Source organism: Mycoavidus sp. B2-EB (assembly GCF_014218255.1).
Taxonomy (GTDB): Bacteria; Pseudomonadota; Gammaproteobacteria; order Burkholderiales; family Burkholderiaceae; genus Mycoavidus.
Genome location: NZ_AP021872.1, coordinates 304,043 through 327,661 on the forward strand (window position 1 = coordinate 304,043; position 23,619 = coordinate 327,661).

General features: G+C 49.9%; 30 protein-coding genes, 1 tRNA gene and 1 pseudogene. 31 read left to right on the forward strand and 1 reads right to left on the reverse strand.

All coding sequences use genetic code 11. The features are described 5' to 3' along the window. Nucleotides 1-93: 93 nt before the first annotated feature. The 23 genes from MPB2EB_RS01400 to tatC all read left to right on the forward strand — a co-directional run bounded on the left by MPB2EB_RS01400 (nt 94) and on the right by tatC (nt 16,563). Nucleotides 94-918, forward strand: a complete 825-nt coding sequence (locus tag MPB2EB_RS01400; protein WP_232534497.1) for an ABC transporter ATP-binding protein — start codon at nt 94-96, stop codon at nt 916-918. Then, the gene (gene mlaE / locus MPB2EB_RS01405) at nt 915-1,685 is read left to right on the forward strand and encodes a lipid asymmetry maintenance ABC transporter permease subunit MlaE (protein ID WP_185182107.1); all 771 of its coding nucleotides are present in this window, start codon (nt 915-917) and stop codon (nt 1,683-1,685) included. The genes MPB2EB_RS01400 and mlaE overlap by 4 nt, the downstream gene beginning before the upstream one ends. A 13-nt stretch (nt 1,686-1,698) precedes the next feature. Then, nucleotides 1,699-2,208 (forward strand): outer membrane lipid asymmetry maintenance protein MlaD, encoded by a 510-nt coding sequence (gene mlaD, locus MPB2EB_RS01410; RefSeq protein ID WP_185182611.1) that lies wholly within the window; start codon nt 1,699-1,701, stop codon nt 2,206-2,208. A 23-nt stretch (nt 2,209-2,231) separates the two neighbouring features. Next, the gene (locus MPB2EB_RS01415) at nt 2,232-3,086 is read left to right on the forward strand and encodes a VacJ family lipoprotein (RefSeq protein WP_185182108.1); all 855 of its coding nucleotides are present in this window, start codon (nt 2,232-2,234) and stop codon (nt 3,084-3,086) included. Between the two features lie 95 nt (nt 3,087-3,181). After that, complete coding sequence (locus MPB2EB_RS01420) at nt 3,182-3,823, forward strand: phospholipid-binding protein MlaC (RefSeq protein ID WP_185182109.1); 642 nt, start codon at nt 3,182-3,184, stop codon at nt 3,821-3,823. Then, nucleotides 3,824-4,096, forward strand: coding sequence for a lipid asymmetry maintenance protein MlaB (locus MPB2EB_RS01425; RefSeq protein ID WP_185182110.1), 273 nt, complete (start codon nt 3,824-3,826; stop codon nt 4,094-4,096). A 169-nt stretch (nt 4,097-4,265) separates the two neighbouring features. Then, complete coding sequence (locus MPB2EB_RS01430) at nt 4,266-5,198, forward strand: ABC transporter ATP-binding protein (RefSeq protein ID WP_185182111.1); 933 nt, start codon at nt 4,266-4,268, stop codon at nt 5,196-5,198. Continuing rightward, entirely contained in the window at nt 5,198-5,953 is a 756-nt protein-coding gene (locus MPB2EB_RS01435; protein WP_185182612.1) for an ABC transporter permease, read from the forward strand. The genes MPB2EB_RS01430 and MPB2EB_RS01435 overlap by 1 nt, the downstream gene beginning before the upstream one ends. Before the next feature lie 18 nt (nt 5,954-5,971). Beyond that, complete coding sequence (murA, locus tag MPB2EB_RS01440; RefSeq protein ID WP_185182112.1) at nt 5,972-7,258, forward strand: UDP-N-acetylglucosamine 1-carboxyvinyltransferase; 1,287 nt, start codon at nt 5,972-5,974, stop codon at nt 7,256-7,258. Between the two features lie 35 nt (nt 7,259-7,293). Further along, entirely contained in the window at nt 7,294-7,938 is a 645-nt protein-coding gene (hisG, locus tag MPB2EB_RS01445; protein ID WP_185182613.1) for an ATP phosphoribosyltransferase, read from the forward strand. A 23-nt stretch (nt 7,939-7,961) separates the two neighbouring features. Continuing rightward, complete coding sequence (hisD, locus tag MPB2EB_RS01450; protein ID WP_185182113.1) at nt 7,962-9,275, forward strand: histidinol dehydrogenase; 1,314 nt, start codon at nt 7,962-7,964, stop codon at nt 9,273-9,275. Nucleotides 9,276-9,350: 75 nt separating this feature from the next. Continuing rightward, nucleotides 9,351-10,427, forward strand: a complete 1,077-nt coding sequence (gene hisC, locus MPB2EB_RS01455) for a histidinol-phosphate transaminase (protein ID WP_185182114.1) — start codon at nt 9,351-9,353, stop codon at nt 10,425-10,427. Nucleotides 10,428-10,492: 65 nt separating this feature from the next. Further along, nucleotides 10,493-11,101, forward strand: a complete 609-nt coding sequence (hisB, locus tag MPB2EB_RS01460) for an imidazoleglycerol-phosphate dehydratase HisB (protein ID WP_185182115.1) — start codon at nt 10,493-10,495, stop codon at nt 11,099-11,101. A gap of 31 nt (nt 11,102-11,132) precedes the next feature. Then, complete coding sequence (gene hisH / locus MPB2EB_RS01465) at nt 11,133-11,774, forward strand: imidazole glycerol phosphate synthase subunit HisH (protein ID WP_185182116.1); 642 nt, start codon at nt 11,133-11,135, stop codon at nt 11,772-11,774. A gap of 21 nt (nt 11,775-11,795) precedes the next feature. Next, nucleotides 11,796-12,536: a 1-(5-phosphoribosyl)-5-[(5-phosphoribosylamino)methylideneamino]imidazole-4-carboxamide isomerase gene (gene hisA / locus MPB2EB_RS01470; RefSeq protein ID WP_185182117.1), complete on the forward strand. Its 741-nt coding sequence runs from the start codon at nt 11,796-11,798 to the stop codon at nt 12,534-12,536. A 10-nt stretch (nt 12,537-12,546) separates the two neighbouring features. Next, a complete protein-coding gene (hisF, locus tag MPB2EB_RS01475) occupies nt 12,547-13,320 on the forward strand; it encodes an imidazole glycerol phosphate synthase subunit HisF (protein ID WP_185182118.1) in 774 nt (257 codons plus the stop codon). Nucleotides 13,321-13,394: 74 nt separating this feature from the next. Further along, the gene (gene hisI, locus MPB2EB_RS01480) at nt 13,395-13,796 is read left to right on the forward strand and encodes a phosphoribosyl-AMP cyclohydrolase (RefSeq protein WP_185182119.1); all 402 of its coding nucleotides are present in this window, start codon (nt 13,395-13,397) and stop codon (nt 13,794-13,796) included. After that, entirely contained in the window at nt 13,789-14,166 is a 378-nt protein-coding gene (locus MPB2EB_RS01485; protein ID WP_185182120.1) for a phosphoribosyl-ATP diphosphatase, read from the forward strand. The genes hisI and MPB2EB_RS01485 overlap by 8 nt, the downstream gene beginning before the upstream one ends. A 78-nt stretch (nt 14,167-14,244) precedes the next feature. Continuing rightward, nucleotides 14,245-14,619, forward strand: a complete 375-nt coding sequence (locus tag MPB2EB_RS01490; protein ID WP_185182121.1) for a hypothetical protein — start codon at nt 14,245-14,247, stop codon at nt 14,617-14,619. Nucleotides 14,620-14,678: 59 nt separating this feature from the next. Further along, complete coding sequence (locus tag MPB2EB_RS01495) at nt 14,679-15,041, forward strand: histidine triad nucleotide-binding protein (protein ID WP_185182122.1); 363 nt, start codon at nt 14,679-14,681, stop codon at nt 15,039-15,041. Nucleotides 15,042-15,086: 45 nt separating this feature from the next. Then, complete coding sequence (tatA, locus tag MPB2EB_RS01500) at nt 15,087-15,332, forward strand: Sec-independent protein translocase subunit TatA (RefSeq protein WP_185182123.1); 246 nt, start codon at nt 15,087-15,089, stop codon at nt 15,330-15,332. A gap of 23 nt (nt 15,333-15,355) precedes the next feature. After that, a complete protein-coding gene (tatB, locus tag MPB2EB_RS01505) occupies nt 15,356-15,787 on the forward strand; it encodes a Sec-independent protein translocase protein TatB (protein WP_185182124.1) in 432 nt (143 codons plus the stop codon). Between the two features lie 26 nt (nt 15,788-15,813). Continuing rightward, nucleotides 15,814-16,563 (forward strand): twin-arginine translocase subunit TatC, encoded by a 750-nt coding sequence (tatC, locus tag MPB2EB_RS01510; RefSeq protein ID WP_185182125.1) that lies wholly within the window; start codon nt 15,814-15,816, stop codon nt 16,561-16,563. Between the two features lie 9 nt (nt 16,564-16,572). On the opposite strand, the gene MPB2EB_RS01515 is transcribed toward tatC, so the two are convergent. Further along, nucleotides 16,573-17,772 (reverse strand): Do family serine endopeptidase, encoded by a 1,200-nt coding sequence (locus MPB2EB_RS01515; protein ID WP_185182126.1) that lies wholly within the window; start codon nt 17,770-17,772, stop codon nt 16,573-16,575. Nucleotides 17,773-17,792: 20 nt separating this feature from the next. On the opposite strand from MPB2EB_RS01515, the gene MPB2EB_RS01520 reads away from it, so the two are divergent. From MPB2EB_RS01520 to MPB2EB_RS08605, 8 genes and pseudogenes are all read left to right on the forward strand, one after another. After that, nucleotides 17,793-18,539 (forward strand): Nif3-like dinuclear metal center hexameric protein, encoded by a 747-nt coding sequence (locus MPB2EB_RS01520; RefSeq protein ID WP_185182127.1) that lies wholly within the window; start codon nt 17,793-17,795, stop codon nt 18,537-18,539. 187 nt (nt 18,540-18,726) lie between these two features. Beyond that, nucleotides 18,727-19,347: a ubiquinol-cytochrome c reductase iron-sulfur subunit gene (gene petA / locus MPB2EB_RS01525; RefSeq protein ID WP_185182128.1), complete on the forward strand. Its 621-nt coding sequence runs from the start codon at nt 18,727-18,729 to the stop codon at nt 19,345-19,347. Beyond that, nucleotides 19,348-20,766, forward strand: coding sequence for a cytochrome bc complex cytochrome b subunit (locus MPB2EB_RS01530; protein ID WP_185182129.1), 1,419 nt, complete (start codon nt 19,348-19,350; stop codon nt 20,764-20,766). 26 nt (nt 20,767-20,792) lie between these two features. Continuing rightward, the gene (locus MPB2EB_RS01535; RefSeq protein ID WP_185182130.1) at nt 20,793-21,530 is read left to right on the forward strand and encodes a cytochrome c1; all 738 of its coding nucleotides are present in this window, start codon (nt 20,793-20,795) and stop codon (nt 21,528-21,530) included. 153 nt (nt 21,531-21,683) lie between these two features. Continuing rightward, nucleotides 21,684-22,295, forward strand: a complete 612-nt coding sequence (locus MPB2EB_RS01540; protein WP_185182131.1) for a glutathione S-transferase N-terminal domain-containing protein — start codon at nt 21,684-21,686, stop codon at nt 22,293-22,295. 79 nt (nt 22,296-22,374) lie between these two features. Then, nucleotides 22,375-22,851: a ClpXP protease specificity-enhancing factor gene (locus MPB2EB_RS01545; protein WP_185182132.1), complete on the forward strand. Its 477-nt coding sequence runs from the start codon at nt 22,375-22,377 to the stop codon at nt 22,849-22,851. A 162-nt stretch (nt 22,852-23,013) separates the two neighbouring features. Next, nucleotides 23,014-23,089, forward strand: a tRNA-Thr gene (locus tag MPB2EB_RS01550). 288 nt (nt 23,090-23,377) lie between these two features. Continuing rightward, nucleotides 23,378-23,487 (forward strand): annotated as a pseudogene (locus MPB2EB_RS08605) (transposase); the annotation flags it as partial. Nucleotides 23,488-23,619 lie beyond the last annotated feature (132 nt).

Below are 23,619 nucleotides of genomic sequence, written 5' to 3' on the forward strand. Positions count from 1 at the left end.
AATTTACAAACGAAGGGTGAGCACAAATCGCCTTCCTTTATAATCTACGGTTCCTTAATCTGGACTCAAAATTCGGGTGACTCTGTGTCTCATATCCATTCAGACAATTTGCTTGAGCTGCGCGGCATCGATTTTGGCTATGGCGAGCGGCTGGTGCTTAAAAATTTAAATCTGTGTTTTAAGCGTGGCCAGGTCGTGGCTGTGATGGGCGGCTCGGGTTGCGGTAAGACAACCGTTTTGCGCTTAATTGGCGGGTTAGAGCGGGCGCGCCGTGGGCAAGTGCTGTTTGAGAATACGGATATTGGTGCGCTTACTTCAACCGAACTTTATGCCGTGCGCCGCAAAATGGGGATGCTTTTTCAATTCGGCGCGCTTTTTACCGATATGTCAGTATTTGATAATGTCGCCTTCGCCTTGCGCGAGCATACGCAATTGTCAGAAAGTGTGCTGCAAGATTTAGTGTTGATGAAATTAAATGCAGTGGGTTTGCGTGGTGCGCGTGATCTGATGCCGGCTGAGATTTCCGGTGGCATGGCGCGGCGTGTTGCTTTGGCCCGCACTATCGCGCTTGACCCCACACTCATTATGTATGATGAGCCGTTTGCAGGTCTTGATCCTATTTCACTTGGCATTACGGCGAATCTGATCCGCACTTTAAATCAAGCGCTTGGCGCCACCTCCATTTTAGTGACGCATGATGTTCCCGAATCATTCGCGATTGCCGATTATGTTTATTTTATTGTGGACGGCACCCTCCATGCTGAAGGTAGCCCGCAACAGTTGCAGTCTTCAACTGACCCGACCGTGCGCCAGTTTATTGATGGGCAGACAGAGGGGCCGTTTAGCTTTCATTATCCGGGTGTGCCGCTGGCCGCTGATTTTGGCCTGATGGCGGATACTGCTGGAGCACGTTTATGATGAGTGCACTCGGACGTGCTGTATTAAAGGGGTTAAGCCGCACTGGTTATGGCACGCGGATGTGGCTGCGGCTGGTGGGCGAGGGTTGGCGCTTATTGCAGCGCCCGCGTTTAGTGACCCAGCAAATTCATTTTGTTGGCAATTATTCGCTGGTCATTATTGCAATTTCAGGTCTTTTTGTCGGGTTTGTGCTGGGTTTGCAAGGTTATTACACGTTAAGCCGCTATGGTTCGGCAGAGGCTTTGGGCTTGCTGGTCGCATTGTCGCTCGTGCGTGAGTTGGGGCCGGTGGTGACAGCACTGTTATTTGCTGGGCGCGCGGGAACTGCATTGACGGCTGAAATTGGTTTAATGAAAGCCGGTGAGCAATTAACTGCAATGCAAATGATGGCGGTCGATCCATTCTCGTTTGTCGTTGCGCCGCGTTTCTGGGCTGGGGTCATTGCCATGCCGATTTTGGCAGCTATTTTTAGCGCAGTAGGCATCCTGGGTGGCTATAGCGTTGGCGTCTTAATGATTGGCGTCGATAGCGGAGCTTTTTGGTCACAGATGCAAAGTGGCGTCGATATATGGCGCGATATTGGCAATGGTGTAGTGAAAAGCTTTGTCTTCGGTTTGGCGGTGACTTTTATTGCCTTATATCAGGGGTATGAGGCTAAGCCCACGCCTGAAGGTGTAGCGCGGGCTACCACCCGCACGGTGGTGTTTGCGTCGCTAGCTGTGTTGGGGCTTGACTTCTTGTTAACCGCATTGATGTTTAGCAATTAAACGGATCAAAATGATGAAAAAAAATACGCTGGATTATTGGGTTGGCTTGTTTGTTGTACTTGGCGCTTTAGCGTTACTTTTTTTAGCCCTCAAAGCGGGCAATATGAGCGCGTTCTCTTTTCAAGAGACATACCCCATTAAATTGAATTTCGATAATATTGGCGGTCTGAAGTCGCGTGCCGCGGTGAAAAGCGCAGGCGTAATCGTCGGCCGCGTGGCCCAGATTGAGTTTGATAGCACGACTTACCAGGCAGTGGTTACGCTTGATCTGCAAAGACAATATCAATTTCCCAAAGACAGTTCAGCACAAATTCTGACGGCTGGGTTGTTAGGCGAGCAATACATTGGCCTTGAGCCAGGCGGTGATGAACAGATGCTACAAGCGGGCGATACGATTACGATGACGCAATCAGCGGTCGTGCTGGAAAAGCTCATCGGCCAATTTATTTATGGTAAAGCGGCGGATGCGGGGGCAAGTAAGTCCGCGCCGGATGCTACTGGTACAATGCCCGAAGGCCAATAATGAAACCACGATCAAAGGCAACTATGTCTGCTGGTTTGCGGTTGCGCCGGATCGCGCTATGCTCGCTCGTCTTAGGGCTTACCGCTTGCGCTAGCGCGCAGCACGTGCCGACAAAATCCGATCCGTTTGAAAGTATGAATCGCACGATCTTTGAGTTTAATGATACGGTCGATCGTTTTGCGCTTAAACCGGTGGCGAAAGCCTATAACCAGACGCTCCCTAAAGGCGTGCGCACGAGCGTAGCCAATTTCTTCTCAAACCTGGCTGATGTCTCGGTAATGGCAAATAATCTGCTGCAAGGTAAATTGACTGCAGGCACAGAAGATTTGATGCGCATTTCAATCAATACCCTGTTTGGCATTGGTGGGTTATTTGATGTGGCAAGCGCCGCTGGGCTGCCTAAACACCAAGCCGATTTGGGGCTGACGCTAGGTCGTTATGGCGTGGCGCCCGGCCCTTATCTAGTTCTGCCGATTTTTGGCCCAAGCACGCTACGGGATACGGCGGGTTTATTGGTAGGTCGGGAGGTGGATCCTATGACCTATATTGATCCAGTGGCGCTGCGCAATCAGGCATACGGTTTGCGTGTGGTGAATGTGCGCGCGTCCTTATTAGATGCGAATGATTTACTCGAAGATGCAGCGCTCGATAAATATTCGTTTGTGCGCCAGGCTTATCTTCAACGTCGTCAATATCTAATCTGCGATGGCAATCCGCCACCGCCAGAATATGAAGATGTTGATGAAGACGTACCCGGATATACTGCTGAAGCAGGGTCGGCAGGGCCACTTACGGCGCCAGAAGAAACCAACCAACCCGTACCTGCTTCAAAAGGTTTGCCGCCTCTAAGGGTTTTCCCAGGCTTGCGTTTTCCTTAGGAGATTGAGCAAGGCAAACAGCGACCGGATAGAGTGGTTAAAGCAAGGAATGGGTTGAATAAATTTAGACGATTGTCTTTTTAAAGGTAGAGCATATGAAAGAAAGAAGTTTACGGCCAATTTTCTCGCTCGCATACGCGGTGTTGTGCTTATTTTGTGGGAGCGCTATGGCGCAAATTGTTGCAGCCAGCGCCGGTACGCCTGACGGTTTGGTTAAAACCATCACATCTGAAGTGCTAGATACCATCAAGCAAGATCCTGATCTCCGCAAGGGCGATATCAGCAAAATTTCTCAGTTGGTGGATGAAAAAATTCTACCGCACGCAGATATTGAGCGTACTACGCGTCTGGTGATGGGGCGTCATTGGCGCACCGCTACAACGGATCAGCAAGCAGAGTTAGTTAAACAATTTAAGGACTTATTGTTTTATACCTATTCAGGGGCGGTGGCGCAGATTCGTGATCAGACGGTAGAGTACTTACCTTTTAGAATGAAGGCGGATGCAACGGATGTGGTGGTTCGCACTAAGGTGAACAATCAAGGGCAAGTGATTCAACTCGATTATCGGCTAGAGAAAAAAGGCAATGATTGGAAAGTCTATGATCTCAATGTAGGCGGCGCGTGGCTGGTGCAAACCTACCAACAGCAATTTAGCGAGTTGATTACGCAACGTGGCGTGAATGGTTTGCTTGAATTCTTAAAACAGCGCAACCTGAAACTCGGTGGAAAGCAGTAAATGATGGCGTTTACGGCAGGAACAGCGCTAACGCATACAACTGCGATGACTGAACTTAAGACGGGTTTAGACTATATCGCAAAGAATTCAGCTGAAGTCGTGCGGATTGACTGTGCCTCGCTGGTGCAGTTTGATTCGTCTGCGCTGGCGGTTTTGCTGGCTTGGTTGCGTGCTGCGCGTGCCCAAGGTAAGGCGCTTGAAGTACTGCATGCGCCAACCAAGCTGGCGCATTTGGCGCAGGCTTATGGCGTGGATGAATTGTTGAAGCTGTAGAAATAGTCTGTCGCGTCTCGAGCGGTGAATTGAAATGAATGAAGCATGGGCGAGTTTTTATGCGCCGCGCTCATGCGCTCACGGCGGGTTGATGTGCATTTCGCCTATAATCAGGTATTCAGTAACTGAACTGTCCAATTTCTAGATTGTCGACTTTCCTCATATTCCAATGCCAGCTATAGAAATCCGTAACATTAAAAAGCGCTATAAAACTCTACAAGCTCTCAAAGGCATTGATCTGTCGATTGAAGAAGGTGAGTTTTTTGGCTTGCTTGGCCCTAATGGGGCGGGCAAAACCACTCTAATTAGCATTCTTGCCGGTCTGGCGCGCGCGGATGAAGGGGATGCACTCGTGCTCGGACATAACGTAGTGACTGACTTTCGCGCGGCGCGCCAAGTATTAGGTGTGGTGCCGCAAGAGTTAGTGTTCGATCCTTTTTTTACGGTGCGTGAAACGTTACGGATCCAATCGGGTTATTACGGGCTGAGACGTAATGATGATTGGATTGATGAAGTGATGGCTAACCTTGATTTAACCGAGAAGGCCAATGTGAATACCCGCGCCTTATCCGGCGGCATGAAGCGCCGTTTGTTGGTGGCGCAGGCATTGGTGCACCGGCCGCCCGTAATCGTATTAGACGAACCCACTGCGGGGGTGGATGTTGAGTTGCGTCAGGGTTTATGGAGATTTATTGCCCGCTTAAATCGGGAAGGGCATACCGTTGTCTTAACGACGCATTATCTTGAAGAGGCAGAGCAACTGTGTGATCGCATCGCGATGCTTAGAAAGGGCGAAGTGGTTGCGCTGGATAATAAACACGCAATGCTGCAACGCTTTTCTAGTGCTCAGCTATTGTTACGCTTGGCGCAAGGCGGATTACCGGCTAGCTTGCAAGCACTTGCCATAGAGCAGCAGATAGATGCGCATCAATATGCGCTAAGGCTTAACTCTTATGCTGAAGTCGAGCCTATTCTTGCGCAATGCCGCATGGCAGGGTGTGAGATTGAAGAAATTGGAATTCGTAAAGCGGATCTTGAAGATGTATTTATCCAAGTTATGAAGAGCTCATCAGCGGCTGAAAAAATTAAGAGGAACGCATGATGATTGGTTTTTATACTTTGTTTTGTAAAGAAGTCCTGCGTTTTTGGAAAGTGAGCTTGCAGACGATTACCGCGCCGGTAATTACAGCTTTTCTGTATTTGGTGATTTTTGGCCAAGCCTTGCAAAATCATGTGCAAGTGTACCCAGGGGTGGAATATAAGAGTTTTTTGATCCCTGGTTTGATGATGATGAGCATACTGCAAAATGCTTTTGCCAATAGTTCGTCCTCGTTGATTCAATCGAGGGTGACGGGCAACCTAGTGTTTATGCTGTTATCGCCGTTAGGCGCGCGTGAAATATTTAGTGCGTATGTGCTGGCTTCTGTTATGCGTGGAGTCTGTGTAGGGTTGGGGGTATGGTTGGCGACGGTTTGGTTTATTACAGTGAGTTTCGCCGCGCCATTCTATATCTTCGCATTTGCCGTATTAGGGGCGGCTACTCTTGGCACAATGGGGTTGATTGCAGGTATTTACTCAGAAAAATTTGATCAGTTGGCCGCGTTTCAAAGTTTTTTAATTGTTCCTTTGACCTTTTTAGCGGGTGTATTTTATTCGACAGCAGCCTTGCCGGAGTTCTGGAGGCAGATCTCTAGATTGAATCCGTTTTTTTATATGATTGATGGCTTTCGCTATGGCTTTTTTGGCGTGTCGGATATTGCCCCGCTCAAGAGTTTGATGATCACCTTGGGCTTTTTTATTGTACTTGCTGGCTTGGCGATGCGCATGTTGGTGAGCGGTTATAAGTTGCGCCATTAAAATAGTAGACAAAGAAACATGGATAAATTACTCATTCGAGGTGGCCAGCGTTTGGTCGGCGAAGTGACTGTTGCGGGCGCTAAAAATGCGGCTTTGCCGATTTTGTGTGCCAGTTTATTGAGCGCCGGGCAGCTCGATTTAGGGAATGTCCCGAATCTACAGGATGTGCGCACCATGCTTACTCTGCTTATGCAAATGGGGGTACGCACGCAGGTTTCTGGTCATGCAATCAGTCTGGATGGTCGTTGGGTCGATAAGCCGCTAGCCCCTTATGAGCTAGTCAAAACAATGCGTGCTTCAATTTTAGTCTTGGGGCCGCTGCTCGCGCGTTTTGGGGAAGCGCGGGTCTCGCTGCCAGGCGGCTGCACCATTGGCGCGCGACCCGTTGATCAGCATGTTAAAGGCTTACAGGCGATGGGCGCGCAGATCGACCTGGAGCATGGCTATATTAATGCGCGCATCAAGCAGGGTAAACGGCTCAAGGGCAGTCGTATCCTGTTTGACATGATCACTGTGACAGGCACAGAAAACCTGCTCATGGCAGCGACTCTGGCCGAAGGTGAAACGGTATTGGAGAACGCCGCGCGTGAGCCAGAAGTGGCTGATTTGGCGCATCTCCTGGTTGCGATGGGCGCAAAAATTGATGGCATTGGCACTGATCAGCTTACGATTCAAGGGGTAGAGCGGCTCCATGATGCGCGCCACCAGGTCATTCCCGATCGGATTGAAGCGGGCACTTTTCTTTGCGCTGTCGCTGCAGTAGGCGGCGAGGTTACGCTGCGGCAGATTGAGCCCAATTTATTGGATGCGGTTTTAAAGAAGCTCGGCGCAGCAGGTGTTCAGATTGAGTCTGGGTCTAATTGGATTCGCGCTTCCATGCACCAGCGTCCGACGGCAGTGAGTTTCCGTACTTCAGAATATCCGGCTTTCCCAACCGATATGCAAGCGCAATTTATGGCACTCAATTGCATCGCGGCTGGCTCGGCTCAGATTGTCGAAACGATTTTTGAAAATCGTTTTATGCATGTGCAAGAGCTTAACCGGTTAGGAGCAAATGTCATGGTGGATGGCAATACTGCATTTGTTACTGGGGTTACGCATTTATCGGGTGCGGCGGTCATGGCGACCGATCTGCGCGCTTCCGCAAGCCTTGCTATTGCAGGGCTTGCGGCCGAGGGAGAAACGCTGATTGAGCGGATTTATCATCTTGACCGGGGCTATGACCAGATGGAAAAGAAATTGTCTGCGCTGGGTGCGCGGGTCAGCCGGATTACAGACACTGCGGCGGTAGCGCCGACCGCGTAATGAAGACTCAAACCGTAGTGCCGCCCTCACAGTTGATCTCCGCGCCGCTCACGCTAGCTTTATCTAAAGGGCGTATCTTTGATGAAACGAGGCCTTTTTTGGCGGAAGTTGGGATTACCGTTGACGGCGACCCAGAAACCTCACGGCGCTTGATTTTGCCGACTACGCAACCGAATTTGCGCGTGATTGTGGTGCGTGCAACGGATGTGCCGACCTATGTGCAATATGGTGCGGCTGATTTTGGGGTGGCAGGTGCGGATGTACTGCTTGAGCACGGTGGCGAAGGCTTGTATCAGCCGATCGATCTTAAAATTGCAAATTGCCGTATATCCGTGGCTGCACCGGCAGATTTTGATTATGCAAACGCAGTGCGCCAAGGCGCGCGCTTGCGCGTAGCCACCAAATACCTGCAGACGGCGCGTGAACATTTTGCCGCCAAAGGCGTGCACGTTGATTTAATCAAATTATATGGTTCGATGGAGCTTGCGCCTTTGGTGGGCCTAGCGGATGCGATTGTAGATTTGGTCAGCTCAGGCAGTACCTTACGCGCCAATCGGTTAGTTGAAGTGGAGCAGATTAAGTCAATTTCATCCCGCTTGATTGTCAATCAGGCGGCGCTCAAATTAAAACGCGCAGCGTTGCAACCGTTATTAGATGCGTTTGAACGTGTAGCAAATTAACTTTTTTAGATAAGTGAGGGAAAATGTCTTTAAAGTTGCGTCGGCTAGATACCTGCGCGAGTGATTTTAAAGTCGCGCTGCGTGCATTGCTGGCTTTTCAGGCAGACGAAGATGAGGCGATTGAACGAGCGGTTGCTGATATTTTAGCGGATGTTAAAAGCCGTGGAGATGTGGCCGTGTTGGAGTACACCAAGCGCTTCGATCGGCTTGAGGCGGCTCATCTCAGTGCGCTTGAAGTTGACGCAACGCAGCTTGAACATTTTCTGTCCGGACTTGAATCTGAACCGCGCGCAGCGCTTGAAGCGGCTGCGCAGCGCATTCGTGCTTATCATGAAAAACAAAAAATTGAATCAGGCAGCCACAGTTGGCAGTACGTCGAAGCGGACGGTACGGTATTAGGCCAGCAAGTATTGCCGCTTGAGCGGGTGGGCATTTATGTGCCGGGCGGCAAAGCGGCATATCCTTCGTCAGTGTTGATGAATGCGCTGGCCGCCCAAGTGGCAGGAGTGCGTGAAATTATGATGGTCGTGCCTACCCCGGATGGGGTCCAAAACCCTCTGGTGATGGCGGCCGCGCATTTAAGCGGGGTCTCGCGCATATGGACCATAGGCGGGGCGCAAGCGATTGCAGCGTTAGCTTATGGGACGGAAACGGTGCCTGCCGTAGATAAAATTGTCGGGCCGGGCAATGCGTACGTAGCTGCAGCTAAACGCCGCGTGTTTGGCACAGTAGGGATTGATATGATTGCTGGGCCATCAGAAATTCTGATCCTTTGCGATGGTACGACAGACCCTAATTGGGTTGCGCTTGATCTGTTTTCTCAAGCTGAGCATGATGAGCTGGCGCAAGCTATTTTGTTGTGCCCACAGGCAGAATTTATTGAGCAGGTGGCGCAGGCGATGAAGCGTTTGTTAGCCGGGCTGCCGCGCCAAGCCGTGATTAAACAATCGCTTGAAAAACGAGGTGCTTTGATCAAAGTGCGTGATATGGCTGAGGCATGCGCGCTGGCTAACGAGATCGCACCTGAGCATTTGGAAATCTCTGCGCTCGAGCCGCGCTGTTGGCTGCCGCAGATTCGTCATGCGGGGGCCATTTTTCTGGGGCCTTATAGCAGTGAAAGCCTAGGGGATTACTGCGCTGGGCCTAATCATGTGCTACCTACGGCGCGCACTGCGCGCTTTTCCTCGCCGTTAGGCGTATATGACTTTATTAAGCGCTCGAGCCTGATTGAAGTGAGTGAACAAGGTGCTCAAACGCTTGGCAAGATTGCTGCCGAACTGGCCGAAGGCGAAGGGTTGCAAGCTCATGCGCAAAGTGCGCGTTGGCGGATAAGGTGATTATTTTAGATTCCGTTTATCCTATGCTGGCACTGAAAAAAACTGCTTTGGGGGGCGTGTTACGCCCTATACATTATGCTTAACCCCGAGAGTTTGATTCGTCCTGAAATACTCGAGATGGCGCGTTACGCCGTGACGGATGCGGTCGGCTTCATTAAGCTCGATGCGATGGAAAATCCGTTTCCGCTACCTGAGTCGCTCGCTCATGAGCTGGGGCAACGATTGAGTCAAATCGCCTTAAATCGCTACCCAGCACCGCATCCAAGCGCCTTAATTGAGAAATTGAAACGCATGATGGACGTGCCGTTAGGCTGTGATGTGCTGCTCGGCAATGGTTCTGATGAAATTATCAGCATGCTTGCCGTTGCCTGCGCCCGGCCTGGGGCGAAAGTGCTGACACCGGTGCCTAGTTTTGTCATGTATGAGCAAACGGCGCGTCTGGCTCAACTTGAATTTGTTGGGGTGCCGCTGAAGGATGATTTTACGCTGGATACAAAAGCGATGCTTTTAGCGCTAGAACAACATCAGCCAGCGTTGGTCTATTTGGCGTATCCCAATAACCCAACGGGCACTTTATTTGACACGGACGCGCTTGAGAAAATCATCGGCGCAGCGCGTGCGAGCTTGGTGGTGATCGATGAAGCGTATCAGCCATTCGCTGAGCGCTCTTGGATGAGGCGCGTTGCGGAATTTGAGAATGTGTTGGTGATGCGCACATTTTCTAAGTTGGGACTGGCCGGGATTCGCCTAGGATACTTAGTGGGCGCACCGGCTTGGCTGGCGCAAATTGACAAAGTCCGCCCACCTTACAATACGAATGTATTGACGCAAGCGGCGGCTGAATTCTTGCTAGATCATTTGACATTATTCGATCAGCAAGCCGCGCTGTTGCGCGCTGAGCGCGCGCGGCTTGCCACATTATTAGCGCAGCTGCCTGGGTTGACGGTATACCCCAGCGCCGGTAATTTTCTATTAGTGCGTACGCCAGATGCGCAACGCGTTTTCGATCGCTTATTGGCACAGCGCATATTAGTCAAAAACCTGAGTAAAATGCATCCGCTGCTCTCGCACTGCTTACGTTTAACCGTTGGCGCACCGCCTGAGAATGAGCAACTTTTAGGCGCGCTGAAGACGGCGCTGGCTGAAATTTAAGCATGCAGAAATTGAGATTAATTCACCTCTGAATTTGATTCTATACTGAAAACCAAGAAAGCAAAATGCGTCACGCAGAAATCACTCGTCATACTAGCGAAACACATATTTTTGTGAAGCTTAATTTGGATGGCACGGGTCAGCAGAAACTCAATACTGGCGTGCCGTTTCTTGATCATATGCTAGATCAAATTGCCCGTCACGGCTTGCTTGATTTGGAAGTTGAAGCGCAGGGCGATGTGCATATCGATGATCATCACACGGTTGAAGACATTGGCATTGCACTGGGCCAAGCCGTGGCACGCGCAATCGGCGATAAAGTCGGGATTCGTCGCTATGGACATGCCTATGTGCCGCTCGACGAGGCTTTATCACGCGTCGTAATAGACTTTTCTGGACGTCCCGGGCTTGAGTTTCATGTGCCATTTACGCGTGCGCGCGTAGGAAATTTTGATGTTGATTTAACCATTGAATTTTTTCGTGGCTTCGTTAATCATGCCGCCGCGACGCTCCATATTGATAATTTACGAGGTATCAACGCGCATCATCAGATCGAAACCGTATTTAAAGCGTTTGGCCGCGCACTTAGAATGGCGGCTGAACTTGATCCGCGTGCGGCTGGGCAAATTCCATCTACCAAAGGTTGCCTGACTGAAACGGCAGCCAGAATTTGAGTTACTTTTTACAAGCTGTGTGCATTTTGTCATGAAAACTTCCGTTGCCATTATTGATTATGGTATGGGCAATTTGCGCTCAGTGGCGCAAGCGTTAAGGCAGGCTGCGCCGGAGGCCCAAGTCGAGATTGTGACTCGACCTGAAGGGGTGCGCGCAGCGCAGCGGATTGTGTTGCCGGGCCAAGGTGCTATGCCTGATTGCATGCACGCCCTGCATACGGCGGGCTTGACGGAGGCGGTGTTAGAAGCGGCTTGCTCTAAACCCCTGCTGGGTATTTGCGTCGGTGAGCAGATGTTGTTCGATTGGAGTGCGGAAGGTCATGCGCGTGGTCTTGGATTATTTCCCGGTCAGGTCATTCGCTTTGCGCTTGACGGCGCTTTACAGGATGATGGCTCGCGCTTTAAAGTACCTCATATGGGCTGGAATCGGGTGCGCCAGACGGCGCCGCATCCGCTGTGGAAAGGCATTGCAGATGATAGTTTTTTTTATTTTGTGCATAGCTATTATGTTGCGCCCGCTGATCCAATCTGTACCATTGGCGAAACGGTTTATGGCGCGCCTTTTACCTCTGCGGTTGCACGTGATAATATTTTCGCTACCCAATTTCATCCGGAAAAAAGTGCCGCTGCAGGGCTACAGCTATACTACAATTTTCTCCACTGGACCCCATAACCTTATCTGCTTAAGATTGCTATGTTATTGATCCCCGCCATCGACCTGCAAGACGGACAATGTGTGCGCCTAAAACAAGGCGATATGAAACAAACGACGGTGTTTTCTACCGAACCGGCAAAGATGGCCCGCCACTGGGTCAATCAAGGTGCGCGCCGTTTGCATTTGGTTGACTTAAATGGTGCTTTTGCGGGCAAGCCAAAGAATGAGGCGGCGATTCGGGCCATTATCCGTGAAGTAGGTGAAGAGATCCCGCTTCAGCTTGGGGGCGGGATTCGTGACCTTGGGACCATCGAGCGTTATCTGGATGATGGGTTATCGTATGTCATTATTGGCACTGCGGCAGTCAAAAATCCGGGTTTTTTACGTGAGGCATGTAGTGCATTTAACGGTCATATCATTGCTGGCCTTGATGCAAAAGCAGGCAAAGTGGCAACCGATGGGTGGAGTAAACTCAGCGGTCACGAAGCCATCGATCTGGCGCGCAAGTTTGAAGACTATGGCTGCGAGGCTTTGATTTACACAGATATTGGCCGGGACGGCATGTTGCAGGGGATCAATCTCGAGGCTACGGTGCAAATTGCGCAGAAGGTTAAGATCCCCGTGATCGCCAGTGGCGGGTTAGCGAACTTAGCGGAGATTGAAGCTCTGTGCACAGTTGAAGAGCAAGGGATTGAAGGCGTCATTTGCGGGCGCGCAATCTATACCGGTGAGCTCGATTTCGCTGCGGCGCAAAGTCGGGCGGATAAACTAACAGGCTGATGCTTCTACTATGGCCTTGCCTAAGCGCATTATTCCGTGTCTTGATGTAAACGCAGGCCGCGTAGTTAAAGGAGTGAATTTTACGACCTTGCGCGACGCTGGCGATCCGATTGAAATTGCCCGTCGCTATGACGTTGCGGGCGCAGATGAGTTGACTTTTTTAGACATTACGGCGAGCTCCGATGAGCGCGATCTAATTTTGCCTGTCATTGAAGCGGTGGCCGAGCAGATTTTCATTCCGTTAACGGTAGGGGGGGGCGTGCGTACGGTGGCCGATATACGTCGCTTATTAAATGCTGGAGCGGATAAAGTCAGCATTAACTCAGCGGCAATTGCGAACCCTCAACTGGTGGCGCAAGCGAGTACAAAATACGGCGCGCAGTGTATTGTTGTTGCGATCGATGCAAAACGCGCATCAGATGAGAGCGCGCCGCCTCGGTGGGAAGTTTTTACGCATGGCGGGCGCCGTGCAACTGGACTCGATGCATTAGCGTGGGCATGTAAAATGGCCGAACTGGGTGCGGGTGAACTTTTATTAACCAGCATGGATCGTGATGGTACCCAAGCAGGGTTTGACCTTGAACTCACGCGGGCTATTTCCGATGCGGTGTCAGTGCCGGTGATTGCTTCAGGTGGCGTAGGGAGTTTGCAACATCTCGTGGATGGCATCGCGCAGGGACATGCTGACGCGGTGCTTGCCGCCAGTATTTTTCATTATGGTCAAGCCACCGTTGGCGCGGCCAAGCGCTTTATGGCTGACCAAGGTATTTCGGTAAGAATCTAAGCATTAGATAAATGATCAGCGCCAACTTGAAGTTGCGCGCTTGGCTGACTGCGTATAACCCCTTAAGGCGATGAATGGAAGCGGCTTGGCTTGAAGCAGTGAAATGGGATGCGCGGGGTTTAGCGCCGGTCATTGTGCAGGAAATTGGCAGTAATGACATCCTGATGTTTGCCTGGATGAACCGTACGGCGTTGCTACAAACTGCTGAAACAGGCCGTGCTGTTTATTGGTCGCGCTCGCGCGGACAACTCTGGCTGAAAGGAGAGGAGTCGGGCCATATACAATATGTACGTGAATTGCGGCTTGACTGCGATCAAGATGCGTTGTTGCTTAAGGTTGAACAAGTCGCGCGTATCGCCTGTCATACAGGTCGCCACTCGTGCTTCTTTCAAAAATTAGAGACGACGCGAAATGACTATAATTGGTCGATTGTTGAGCCTGTGTTGAACGCTTCGGAGAAAAGTTCAAATGCCTGAAAACGACACTATCCTATCCAATGATATTTTGCTGCGCTTAGCCGCCCTGATCAATACGCGCAAAACCAGCTCCGCAGAACACTCCTATATCGCCCGTCTTTTTCAGCAAGGTGATGATGCGATTCTAAAAAAAATTGGCGAAGAGGCCACGGAAGTTGTCATGGCGGCAAAAGATCTGCGGCACGGCGCGGCGCCTGAAAAATTGATCGGTGAGGTGGCGGATTTATGGTTCCATGGTTTGGTCATGCTTGCCCATTTTGGCCTGAGCCCCGCGGCAGTGCTCGCTGAATTAGAGCGCCGTGAAGGCATTTCCGGACTCGACGAAAAAGCGTTGCGTAAAGCGCTGGCGCGGGCGGGTGATAACGCATAAATTTCTATACTGAGTGGCGGTTAATCCTTAATGATTAGCCTTCGCATCGGAAATCTACACACTTTGGAAAACTGAACCATGAGTCAAGATCAATTTGGAAATGAGTTAACGTTTGCAGGAAGTGGCGTACTTTCGCATGAGCAAGAACGCCGTTTACGGACGCTGACGCATGTCCTGTACGGGCTTTATGCGCTTTCCTTGTTAATCGGCGTGACGGGCGTGATTGCGGTGATTATTAATTACATTAAGCGTAGCGAGACAAATGGCACCTTCTATGCCAGTCATTTTAGTTGGCAAATCCGCACTTTTTGGTGGTCTTTGGGTTTGTTGATATTGAGTCTATTATTCAATGGCATATTCATTGGCAAATTAATATTGTGGGGCAGTATGCTATGGGTGGTGTACAGGGTGATTAAAGGCTGGCTCCGTTTAAATGACCGTAAGTCTGTCTAAAATTCCATCAGATAGAATTTATATCGGATTCACACACGCATGATTTATTTTAGGACGCCATGAATCACAACGATTGTCTTTTTTGCAAGATTGCCGCTGGTGAAATACCCAGTAAGAAGGTATATGAAGATGATGAGTTTTATGCTTTCCATGATATCCGGCCGGCTGCGCCAGTGCATGTGCTGGTGATTCCGCGTCAACATATTGAAACGCTTTCTGATTGCGGTCCGCAAGAGGCGCCGCTGCTGGGTAGAATGATGACATTATTGCCGCGGCTCGCAGCGCAGCTCGGAGTTGGCTATACTGGAGAGAGTACAGGTTTTCGTACGGTGATTAATACCGGTCCAGGCGGGGGACAAGAGGTATATCATTTACATGCACACATTCTTGGTGGACCTGGGCCGTGGTCGCATATGGGGTAAATCCTCAGATTGCGCGCAGCATACCGACGTAAGAGGAAAATGATTATGTTTACAGGTTTAGGCAGCCCTTTGCATTGGCTTATCGTTCTTTTGATTATTGTGCTGGTTTTTGGCACTAAAAAGCTGCGTAATATCGGCCATGATCTGGGGAGCGCGATTAAGGGTTTCAAAGAGGGAATGCGTAACGGCGAGCAAGCTCCGGCTAAGAGTCAACAACAAACCTTACCCGGCCTTGATGCCACTCCGTCTGATGCAAAAAATAAGCCTCTAGAACGCGATTTATATCGCTAGAGTAAATCGGCTCTTTATTTTATATGTTCGATCTTGGTCTGGCAAAGTTAGCCCTGATTGGTGTGGTTGCGCTGATTGTGCTTGGGCCGCAACGTCTGCCGCGGGCAGCGCGCACAGTGGGGACACTGCTTGGGCGCGCTCAGCGCTATATAAGCGATGTCAAAGCTGAAGTGAGCCGAGAGCTTGAAGTCGAAGAGCTGCAGAAAATGCAGGCTGATTTGGCGCACCTGGTGCGTCAGGAAGAGCAGGCTATCTATGACGCAGTGACGCCATCCTCCCCGCAAAACTTTAGGCGGCCAGCAACCTCGCCCAAGCGGAGTAACTGGCGCATTAAACAAGCCGTTTTGCCGAGTTGGTATAAGCGTGCGGCCCGTAAGCGAGCATACCTGCAATCGACTGCGGCGCGTATGGTGCGTTACAAACCCAAACCCGCAAATTTACCTCGTTCTTTCTAACGATTCCCCTATTTGTTGACATTTGCGTGAACGATCCTCAACCGACGCCAGCAGGCGAAGATACCTTTATTTCTCATCTGGTCGAATTGCGCAGTCGGGTGATGCGGGCAGGGGCTGCCGTACTCATTGTATTTATTGGACTGATTTACTGGGCCCCGGATATTTTCCGGCTCCTGGTGCGTCCGTTACTGGCTAACTTGCCTAAAGATGGCAAAATGATTGTGCTGGATGTGACGGGCTCATTTTTTGTGCCGATTAAAGTGACGCTGCTGGTTGCATTGGTCATCGCTTTGCCGTTTGTGCTTTACCAATTATGGGCGTTTATCGCGCCAGGGCTATATCAGCATGAGAAAAAACTGGTCATACCGCTGGTAGGGAGTAGTTACGCCTTATTTTTAAGCGGGATGGCGTTAGCGTATTTCTTTGTATTTCCTGCCATTTTCCGGCTTATGGCACATTATAACGAGCCGCTTGGGGTGCAAATGGCAACCGATATTGACCATTACCTAAGCTTTGCGCTTAACCTGTTTTTAGCGTTTGGTATCGCGTTTGAAGTACCCATCGTGGTGGTGCTACTCGTGCGCATGGGGGTGCTGACCTTAAATAAACTTAAGCAAATTAGGCCTTATATTATGGTTGGCGCTTTTATTATTGCGGCTATTGTGACCCCGCCAGATGTGCTGTCGCAATTTTTATTGGCGGTGCCACTCATTGTCCTGTATGAAATGGGCTTACTTGCAGCGCGCGTTTTGGTTGCAAAAAAGCCCACTGCTTAGCGCCTCTTGCTATTGTGCGGGGTGTGCATTTTTAGGTGGCAGGGGTCGTTTGCCAATTTCCACTGTAATATCTAGCGGCTTATTTTTACGCACAATATGCAGTTTTGCCTCAGCGCCGGGTTTAATTTGTGCAATGACGTCTAGCAGTTGAGTCGTGTCCTCTATCGGCGTGCCATTGACGCTCACCAGAATATCGCCTGTGCGGATGCCGGCTTTATGAGCAGGGCCGCTTTGCAACACACCAGCGACAATGGCGCCGGATTTACGTTCTAGATCAAATGATTCGGCAATTTCTGGCGTAATATCTTGTGGTTCAATGCCGATCCAGCCGCGCGTAACGGAGCCTGTGGCAATAATGCTTTCCAGCACACTGCGCGCGGTCGAGACGGGAATCGCAAAACCGATGCCCAATGAGCCACCACTCCGCGAAGCTGAATAAATCGCCGTGTTAATGCCGATTAAATGACCATTGGCATCGACTAATGCGCCGCCAGAATTGCCGGGATTAATCGGCGCATCGGTTTGAATGAAGTTTTCAAAGGTATTAATGCCCAGGTGGTTGCGCCCGAGTGCGCTGATAATCCCCATCGTGACAGTTTGCCCGACCGCGAAGGGATTGCCGATAGCGAGTACCACATCGCCCACACGTGCTTCTTCCATGCGGCCCAGCGTGATGGCCGGAAGATCCGCTAAGTTAACTTTTAAGACGGCAAGGTCGGTTTCTGGATCTGTGCCAATCACTTTGGCTGGCGCATTGCGGCCATCCGCCAGTGCAATTTCAATTTCATCAGCGCCATCGACCACATGATCATTGGTTAGAATATACCCTTCTGAGTTGACAATGACGCCTGAGCCTAAAGTTGACGCGGGTTGCTCTTGTGGCCGCCGGCCGCCATTGTCGCCGAAGAAATAGCGAAACAGCGGATCTTCCATGCGGGGATCTCGAGTCGGGGGAGTGTCTGCGCTTGAAAAGATATTGACCACGGCTGGCATGGCTTTTTGTGCAGCATCTGCATAAGACCACTCTGATTGGTTACGCAGATGAGCGGTGGGCGCAGCTTCACGCAAGGCGACAATCGACGAGGCGGGTGGTGAGCTAAATACCCCTTGCCTTTGTAGCCATTCTGGCTTTAAGGTGGCGACAATAAACAAAAGCGCCAAAAGCAGAGTCACTGCTTGCGCGAAGAGAAGCCAGAAACGTTTAAGCATGGGCAGGAATTAGAGCTAATATGGATCGAATTGAACTTGGATTGTACTTGAAGCGACTATTGGCGGTCGATGGTTTTCAAGATTACTGCCCGAATGGGTTGCAGGTTGAAGGCCGCCCACAGATTAACAAGCTTGCTACCGGCGTCACCGCCTCGTTGGCTTTACTTGAAGCTGCACTTGCCTGGGGCGCAGATGCAGTTTTGGTGCATCATGGTTTTTTCTGGAAAAACGAGGCGTTGCCTATCACGGGTTGGAAATATCGGCGCTTGCGTCTGCTCTTGGCCCATGACATTAATCTATTGGCTTATCATCTACCGCTTGATGCTCATCGTGAGCTAGGCAATAATGCTCAATTAGGGGCCCGCTTAGGTTGGGTGGCGGATGGGCATTTTGGGGCCAATGATTTAGGCTGGCTGGCGAACTTGCCAACCCCCGTTACTGTGGCGGAAATCGCGGCCCAGGTTGGCCATCGACTCGGTCGGCTGCCACTGGTGTTGGGTGAGGCCCAGCAGACGGTGCGGCGTGTGGCATGGTGCACTGGAGCGGCGCAGGGTTTGTTTCATGATGCGATTGAAGCGGGCGCTGATCTCTATTTGAGTGGTGAAGTCTCTGAGTCCACCACGCATTTATCACGCGAAAGCGGCGTTGCTTATTTAGCTGCGGGCCATCATGCGACAGAACGTTATGGCGTGCAAGCATTAGGCGCGCATTTGGCGAGCGTTTTTAAGATTGAACATTTCTTTATAGATATTGATAATCCAGTTTAAGTAAAGCCGTATCTAGGCTGATGCCTTATGCCATAAATTTTGCTGACGCACCTCAGCAAACAACTTGAACTAGGCGCTAGCTCAGGGCCACGAAAATTTCCCCACAGACTTAGGCATGGTCCTTGCTTAAGCTGATTGGTATAATCAAAAAAGAAGCAGAATCCGGCGTAAAAAACGGGGGTACATAATGCGAGACAAACAACAAAAACCGGTGGATAGCAGCCGCCGGCGTTGGTTGATTGCGACTTCAGTCGCAGGCGGCATAGGGGGGATAACGGCGGTAGCGCCTTTGGTAGGGTCTTTGGCGCCCTCGGAGCGGGCTAAAGCGGCTGGGGCGCCGGTCGAGGCGGATATTAGTCACTTGCAAACGGGTGAAGTGATGACCGTTGCTTGGCGTGGCAAACCGGTATGGATTATCAATCGTAGCGCTGAAATGTTGGCGGATGTAGACAAAGCTGACGCGATGATTGCTGATCCCGATACGCATAATCCTTTCTCAATACCTCTGCCCGATTACTGTAAAAACAAATATAGGGCGCGCGTTGAGCATCCTAATATCCTGGTTTTAATTGGTATTTGCACTCACTTGGGATGCTCGCCGGTGCCGCGCTTTCAGACCGGGCCGCAGCCTAGCTTGCCTCACGACTGGCCCGGTGGCTGGCTCTGTCCTTGCCATGGCTCGACTTTTGATCTTGCGGGCCGCGTTTTTAAAAATAAACCTGCCCCGCAAAATCTCGATGTGCCTCCTTACATGTTTCTCTCAGAGACCCGCATGGTGATTGGGAAAGACGAAAAAGGAGAGGCCTAAATGACCCCGCATGATTTCAAGCAATCGGTTCAACCTACCTCTGAAGTTTCAGACCAAGGCAACGGCATCTTAGGTTGGATTGATCGTCGTTTTCCATTGACAACTCTTTGGAAAAATCACTTATCAGAGTATTACGCGCCAAAGAATTTTAACTTTTGGTATTTCTTCGGTTCGCTCGCGTTGCTGGTTTTGGTGATCCAGATCGTGACCGGCATCTTTTTGACGATGAATTACAAGCCGGCCGCCGAGCTTGCATTTACTTCGGTTGAATATATCATGCGCGAAGTGCCATGGGGTTGGCTAATTCGCTATATGCACTCGACGGGCGCCTCCATGTTTTTTGTTGTGCTGTATTTGCATATGTTTCGCGGGCTTTTATATGGTTCATACCGCAAGCCACGCGAACTCGTTTGGATTTTAGGTTGCCTGATTTTTTTATGTTTGATGGCCGAAGCATTTTTTGGTTATCTATTGCCGTGGGGACAGATGTCCTATTGGGGCGCGCAGGTGATTGTGAACCTTTTTTCGGCGATTCCCTGGATCGGCCCTGATCTGGCATTGTGGATTCGGGGCGATTATGTGGTGAGTGATGCAACGCTGAATCGTTTCTTCGCTTTTCATGTGATCGCAATCCCACTCGTGTTGCTGCTGTTAGTTGTTTTGCATTTGGTTGCATTGCGCCAAGTGGGCTCGAATAACCCAGATGGGATTGAGATCAAAGACAAAAAAGATGCGCGGGGTGTGCCGCTTGATGGAGTGCCATTTCATCCGTACTACACAGTCCATGATTTAATGAGCGTGTCGATCTTTTTGATGATTTTTAGCGCGATTGTTTTTTTCGCGCCAGAAATGGGGGGGTATTTTCTCGAAGCCAATAATTTTGTGCCGGCTGATTCATTAAAAACACCGACTGAAATCGCCCCGGTTTGGTACTTCACCGCATTTTATTCAATGCTGCGCGCGACCACCGATGATTTCAAATTCATTTTAATGATCGTGCTTGGCCTAATTGGATTAGGCGGCGTAGTGCGGGCCCGCACGCTTAAATATAGGGCAATCTCAGCAGTTGTCGCAGCGCTTGTGATTGCCGCTATGAGGGTAACGGAAGCCAAGCTTTGGGGCGTGGTTATCATGGGTGGAGCGGTCATGACCTTATTCTTTCTGCCGTGGCTAGACCGTAGCCCAGCAAGATCGATCCGCTACCGGCCTTTTTTCCATAAAATTCTGTATGCGCTATTTGTTTTTGTATTCGTAATTCTGGGCGTGCTTGGCACCAAGCCACCGTCGCCAGTGGCTAACGTGATTTCGCAAATCTGCACGCTGCTGTATTTCGCCTTTTTCTTCAGCATGCCCTATTGGAGCCAGCGTGGTGTCTTTAAACCTGTGCCGGAGCGGGTCACTTTTTCACGTAAAGCGTGAGTAGGTCGTTAAAAAGGCGGATTTAAATGAAAACACTGGTCTCAATATTGGTATTGGCTGTGATTGCCATGACTTCAGCCATGGCAAATGAGCAAACTATCCCACTTGATCGAGCCCCAGATCGCACGCGGGACCTAGCGGCTTTGCAGCGCGGCGCTCGGCTTTTTGTCAACTACTGCTTAAATTGCCATAGTGCGAACCAAATGCGCTATAGTCGGTTGCGCGATATTGGTATTTCTGCCCCAGAGGTTGAAGACAATTTACTGTTCACAATGGATAAAGTGGGCAATATGATGCATATTGCCATGCGGGTAGACGATGCTAAAGCATGGTTTGGCACGGATGCGCCTGATTTATCCTTGATCGCTCGGGCGCGTGGGCGTGATTGGCTATATACCTATTTAAGAAGCTTTTATCGGGATGATAGTCGGCCTACTGGCTGGAACAATCGGCTATTTGAGAATGTTGCAATGCCCCATGTATTATGGCAGCTACAAGGCCAGCGCACACTACAAAGCCAAGAGGACAATAGCACACCTGATACTATCTTGGAATTTTCCGGTTATCGGCAACTTACCTCTGGCACTTTATCTGCGATCGATTATGATTCAGCCGTGGCTGATTTAGTCGCCTATTTAAGTTGGATGGCTGAGCCTGTGCAACAGCAGCGTAGGCGGCTTGGCGTATGGGTTATCTTGTTTTTGAGCGTACTCAGCCTGTTCGCTTGGCGCTTGAATGTAAACTATTGGAAAGATGTTAAATAGCAATGACGCAATCGAATTATGCTGGATTAGAGTGAATCTGTAGTGATTTAAAATAGTCATAATCCAGCTGTATGGTTTAAAATTTTCGCAGGGGCGAGAAGTGAAGTAAATGGGCAGCAGTGCCGCCCTCTGGTTTTTTAAGGAAAGCAAAAAATGATGATTTTATATTCCGGCGCGACGTGTTCGTTTTCCCAGCGTTGCCGGGTGGTCTTATTTGAAAAAGGGATGGATTTTGAAATCCGTGATGTTGATCTTTTCAATAAACCGGAAGATATTTCAGTGATGAATCCATATGGCCAAGTCCCGATTCTAGTAGAACGTGACCTGATCTTATATGAATCAAATATCATCAATGAATATATTGATGAGCGGTTCCCGCACCCGCAGCTCATGCCATCGGATCCAGCGCAGCGTGCGCGCGCCCGTCTTTTCCTATACAACTTTGAAAAAGAATTGTTCGTGCATGTGAGTACGCTTGAGACAGCTAAAGGCCGCTCAACCGACAAAATTTATGAAAAAGCGCGTCAAGCGATTCGTGATCGGTTGACTCAATTAGCGCCGATTTTTGTTAAAAATAAATATATGTTGGGCGAAGATTTTTCAATGTTGGACGTAGCCATTGCGCCATTGCTATGGCGGCTAGAGTATTTCGGCATTGATCTTTCAAAGAACACAGCGCCGCTGATGAAGTACGCTGAACGGATTTTTAGTCGCCCCGCCTTTATTGAAGCCTTGACCCCTTCTGAAAAGGTGATGCGCCGTTAATCCAGCTTTGGACCGCGTATGTATATAGTCTCAGTGCGTTTTGCCAAAGCAGACGCACTGACGATTTCAAGGATGTCAAATGCAGCAAGCTATATCAACGAAACCTTATTTACTGCGTGCCCTGTATGAGTGGTGCACCGATAACAATTACACGCCACATGTGGTCGTGAGTGTGGACAATCACGTTATGGTTCCACGTGAATTTGTGCGCGACGGTAAAATTGTGCTCAATATCAGTTTTAGCGCAACAGACGGTTTGCACATGCGCAATGATTGGATTGAATTCAACGCTCGATTCTCCGGCCGCCCGCATAAGATAGAAATACCGGTTGATAATGTGTTGGCTATTTATGCCTTAGAAAATGGCCAAGGCATGGCTTTCCCGGTAGAGGCATCATCAGCGGAGCAGGCATCAGATGCGCCTAGTGCGGGAAATCCTGATTTATCCGTTGTATCGAACGAACTCCCGCCTGGTGCAGACTTAGTTCAAGAGAAACCAAGGGATAGCAGCGGCAAGAAAAAAAGCGGGCGGTCGCATCTTAAGGTTGTAAAGTAGGGCGGGGTTTGCCCTCGATCCTAGCCTCTATTCTGATGAAAAGATGACGCAAAGATATGTGCGGCACCGTAAAGGTAAGCTAGTAACGCCTACGAGGTAAGGCAGAATTGCGGAACAAATTAATCTACCAAATTGTCTGAGATGCGTTACAATACGGGCCTTGCCGGCTTAGCTCATCTGGTAGAGCAGTTGATTTGTAATCATCAGGTGGCGGGTTCGAGTCCTGCAGCCGGCACCAGTTCTTATTTTGCAGAACTTATAAAAAAATAAAGAAATCTGCAGAAATCTATATAAATAAGGCCTGTAAGCGGATTGCTCCGCAAAGGAATTAGGAAAAATCTTGACGTGATTTGTCGTAACCACTATCTTAAATACGACAATTTTCTTCTCTTCTCCTTTTCTATGCCTACCTACCGCAAAAGAAGCAAAAATTCTTGGGGTGCAGAGGTCTCATACAAAGGCCAGCGCGTTTCAGGAACCTTGGCTGAGCCCGATGCTCACGACATTCTAGAGTTATACCAGCCATCGCTGGCAAATCGAATTGGCTTTAAGCGTCTGAAGTCTTTGCTCCATTTAGGGCCTCTTAAAAAGACGGATCGTGAGGGTGCAAAAGCTTGGCTACAAGGCAAGCTTTTGGTGCTCAGGCTTTGCGTGCACCCCCTCGAAAACGCTCTTATCAGAAGATCGATTTAATCCCTTTTTATATTAGCGCTTATGGGGTATTTCCTTTGGGCCATTGCTTTTAGTATGCCCCTAGGATTAGTGTGA

Coding starts and splice junctions, on each gene's coding strand:
- petA (WP_185182128.1), top strand. CDS start 18,727: ATGCGAGACAAACAACAAAAACCGGTGGATAGCAGCCGCCGGCGTTGG.
- mlaD (WP_185182611.1), top strand. CDS start 1,699: ATGAAAAAAAATACGCTGGATTATTGGGTTGGCTTGTTTGTTGTACTT.
- murA (WP_185182112.1), top strand. CDS start 5,972: ATGGATAAATTACTCATTCGAGGTGGCCAGCGTTTGGTCGGCGAAGTG.
- hisC (WP_185182114.1), top strand. CDS start 9,351: ATGCTTAACCCCGAGAGTTTGATTCGTCCTGAAATACTCGAGATGGCG.
- mlaE (WP_185182107.1), top strand. CDS start 915: ATGATGAGTGCACTCGGACGTGCTGTATTAAAGGGGTTAAGCCGCACT.
- MPB2EB_RS01430 (WP_185182111.1), top strand. CDS start 4,266: ATGCCAGCTATAGAAATCCGTAACATTAAAAAGCGCTATAAAACTCTA.
- MPB2EB_RS01535 (WP_185182130.1), top strand. CDS start 20,793: ATGAAAACACTGGTCTCAATATTGGTATTGGCTGTGATTGCCATGACT.
- MPB2EB_RS01490 (WP_185182121.1), top strand. CDS start 14,245: ATGAGTCAAGATCAATTTGGAAATGAGTTAACGTTTGCAGGAAGTGGC.
- hisD (WP_185182113.1), top strand. CDS start 7,962: ATGTCTTTAAAGTTGCGTCGGCTAGATACCTGCGCGAGTGATTTTAAA.
- tatB (WP_185182124.1), top strand. CDS start 15,356: ATGTTCGATCTTGGTCTGGCAAAGTTAGCCCTGATTGGTGTGGTTGCG.
- hisI (WP_185182119.1), top strand. CDS start 13,395: ATGGAAGCGGCTTGGCTTGAAGCAGTGAAATGGGATGCGCGGGGTTTA.
- MPB2EB_RS01540 (WP_185182131.1), top strand. CDS start 21,684: ATGATGATTTTATATTCCGGCGCGACGTGTTCGTTTTCCCAGCGTTGC.
- hisA (WP_185182117.1), top strand. CDS start 11,796: ATGTTATTGATCCCCGCCATCGACCTGCAAGACGGACAATGTGTGCGC.
- MPB2EB_RS01425 (WP_185182110.1), top strand. CDS start 3,824: ATGATGGCGTTTACGGCAGGAACAGCGCTAACGCATACAACTGCGATG.
- MPB2EB_RS01515 (WP_185182126.1), bottom strand. CDS start 17,772: ATGCTTAAACGTTTCTGGCTTCTCTTCGCGCAAGCAGTGACTCTGCTT.
- MPB2EB_RS01435 (WP_185182612.1), top strand. CDS start 5,198: ATGATTGGTTTTTATACTTTGTTTTGTAAAGAAGTCCTGCGTTTTTGG.
- MPB2EB_RS01415 (WP_185182108.1), top strand. CDS start 2,232: ATGTCTGCTGGTTTGCGGTTGCGCCGGATCGCGCTATGCTCGCTCGTC.
- MPB2EB_RS01485 (WP_185182120.1), top strand. CDS start 13,789: ATGCCTGAAAACGACACTATCCTATCCAATGATATTTTGCTGCGCTTA.
- MPB2EB_RS01520 (WP_185182127.1), top strand. CDS start 17,793: ATGGATCGAATTGAACTTGGATTGTACTTGAAGCGACTATTGGCGGTC.
- hisB (WP_185182115.1), top strand. CDS start 10,493: ATGCGTCACGCAGAAATCACTCGTCATACTAGCGAAACACATATTTTT.
- MPB2EB_RS01495 (WP_185182122.1), top strand. CDS start 14,679: ATGAATCACAACGATTGTCTTTTTTGCAAGATTGCCGCTGGTGAAATA.
- MPB2EB_RS01420 (WP_185182109.1), top strand. CDS start 3,182: ATGAAAGAAAGAAGTTTACGGCCAATTTTCTCGCTCGCATACGCGGTG.
- MPB2EB_RS01530 (WP_185182129.1), top strand. CDS start 19,348: ATGACCCCGCATGATTTCAAGCAATCGGTTCAACCTACCTCTGAAGTT.
- hisH (WP_185182116.1), top strand. CDS start 11,133: ATGAAAACTTCCGTTGCCATTATTGATTATGGTATGGGCAATTTGCGC.
- hisF (WP_185182118.1), top strand. CDS start 12,547: ATGGCCTTGCCTAAGCGCATTATTCCGTGTCTTGATGTAAACGCAGGC.
- MPB2EB_RS01545 (WP_185182132.1), top strand. CDS start 22,375: ATGCAGCAAGCTATATCAACGAAACCTTATTTACTGCGTGCCCTGTAT.
- tatA (WP_185182123.1), top strand. CDS start 15,087: ATGTTTACAGGTTTAGGCAGCCCTTTGCATTGGCTTATCGTTCTTTTG.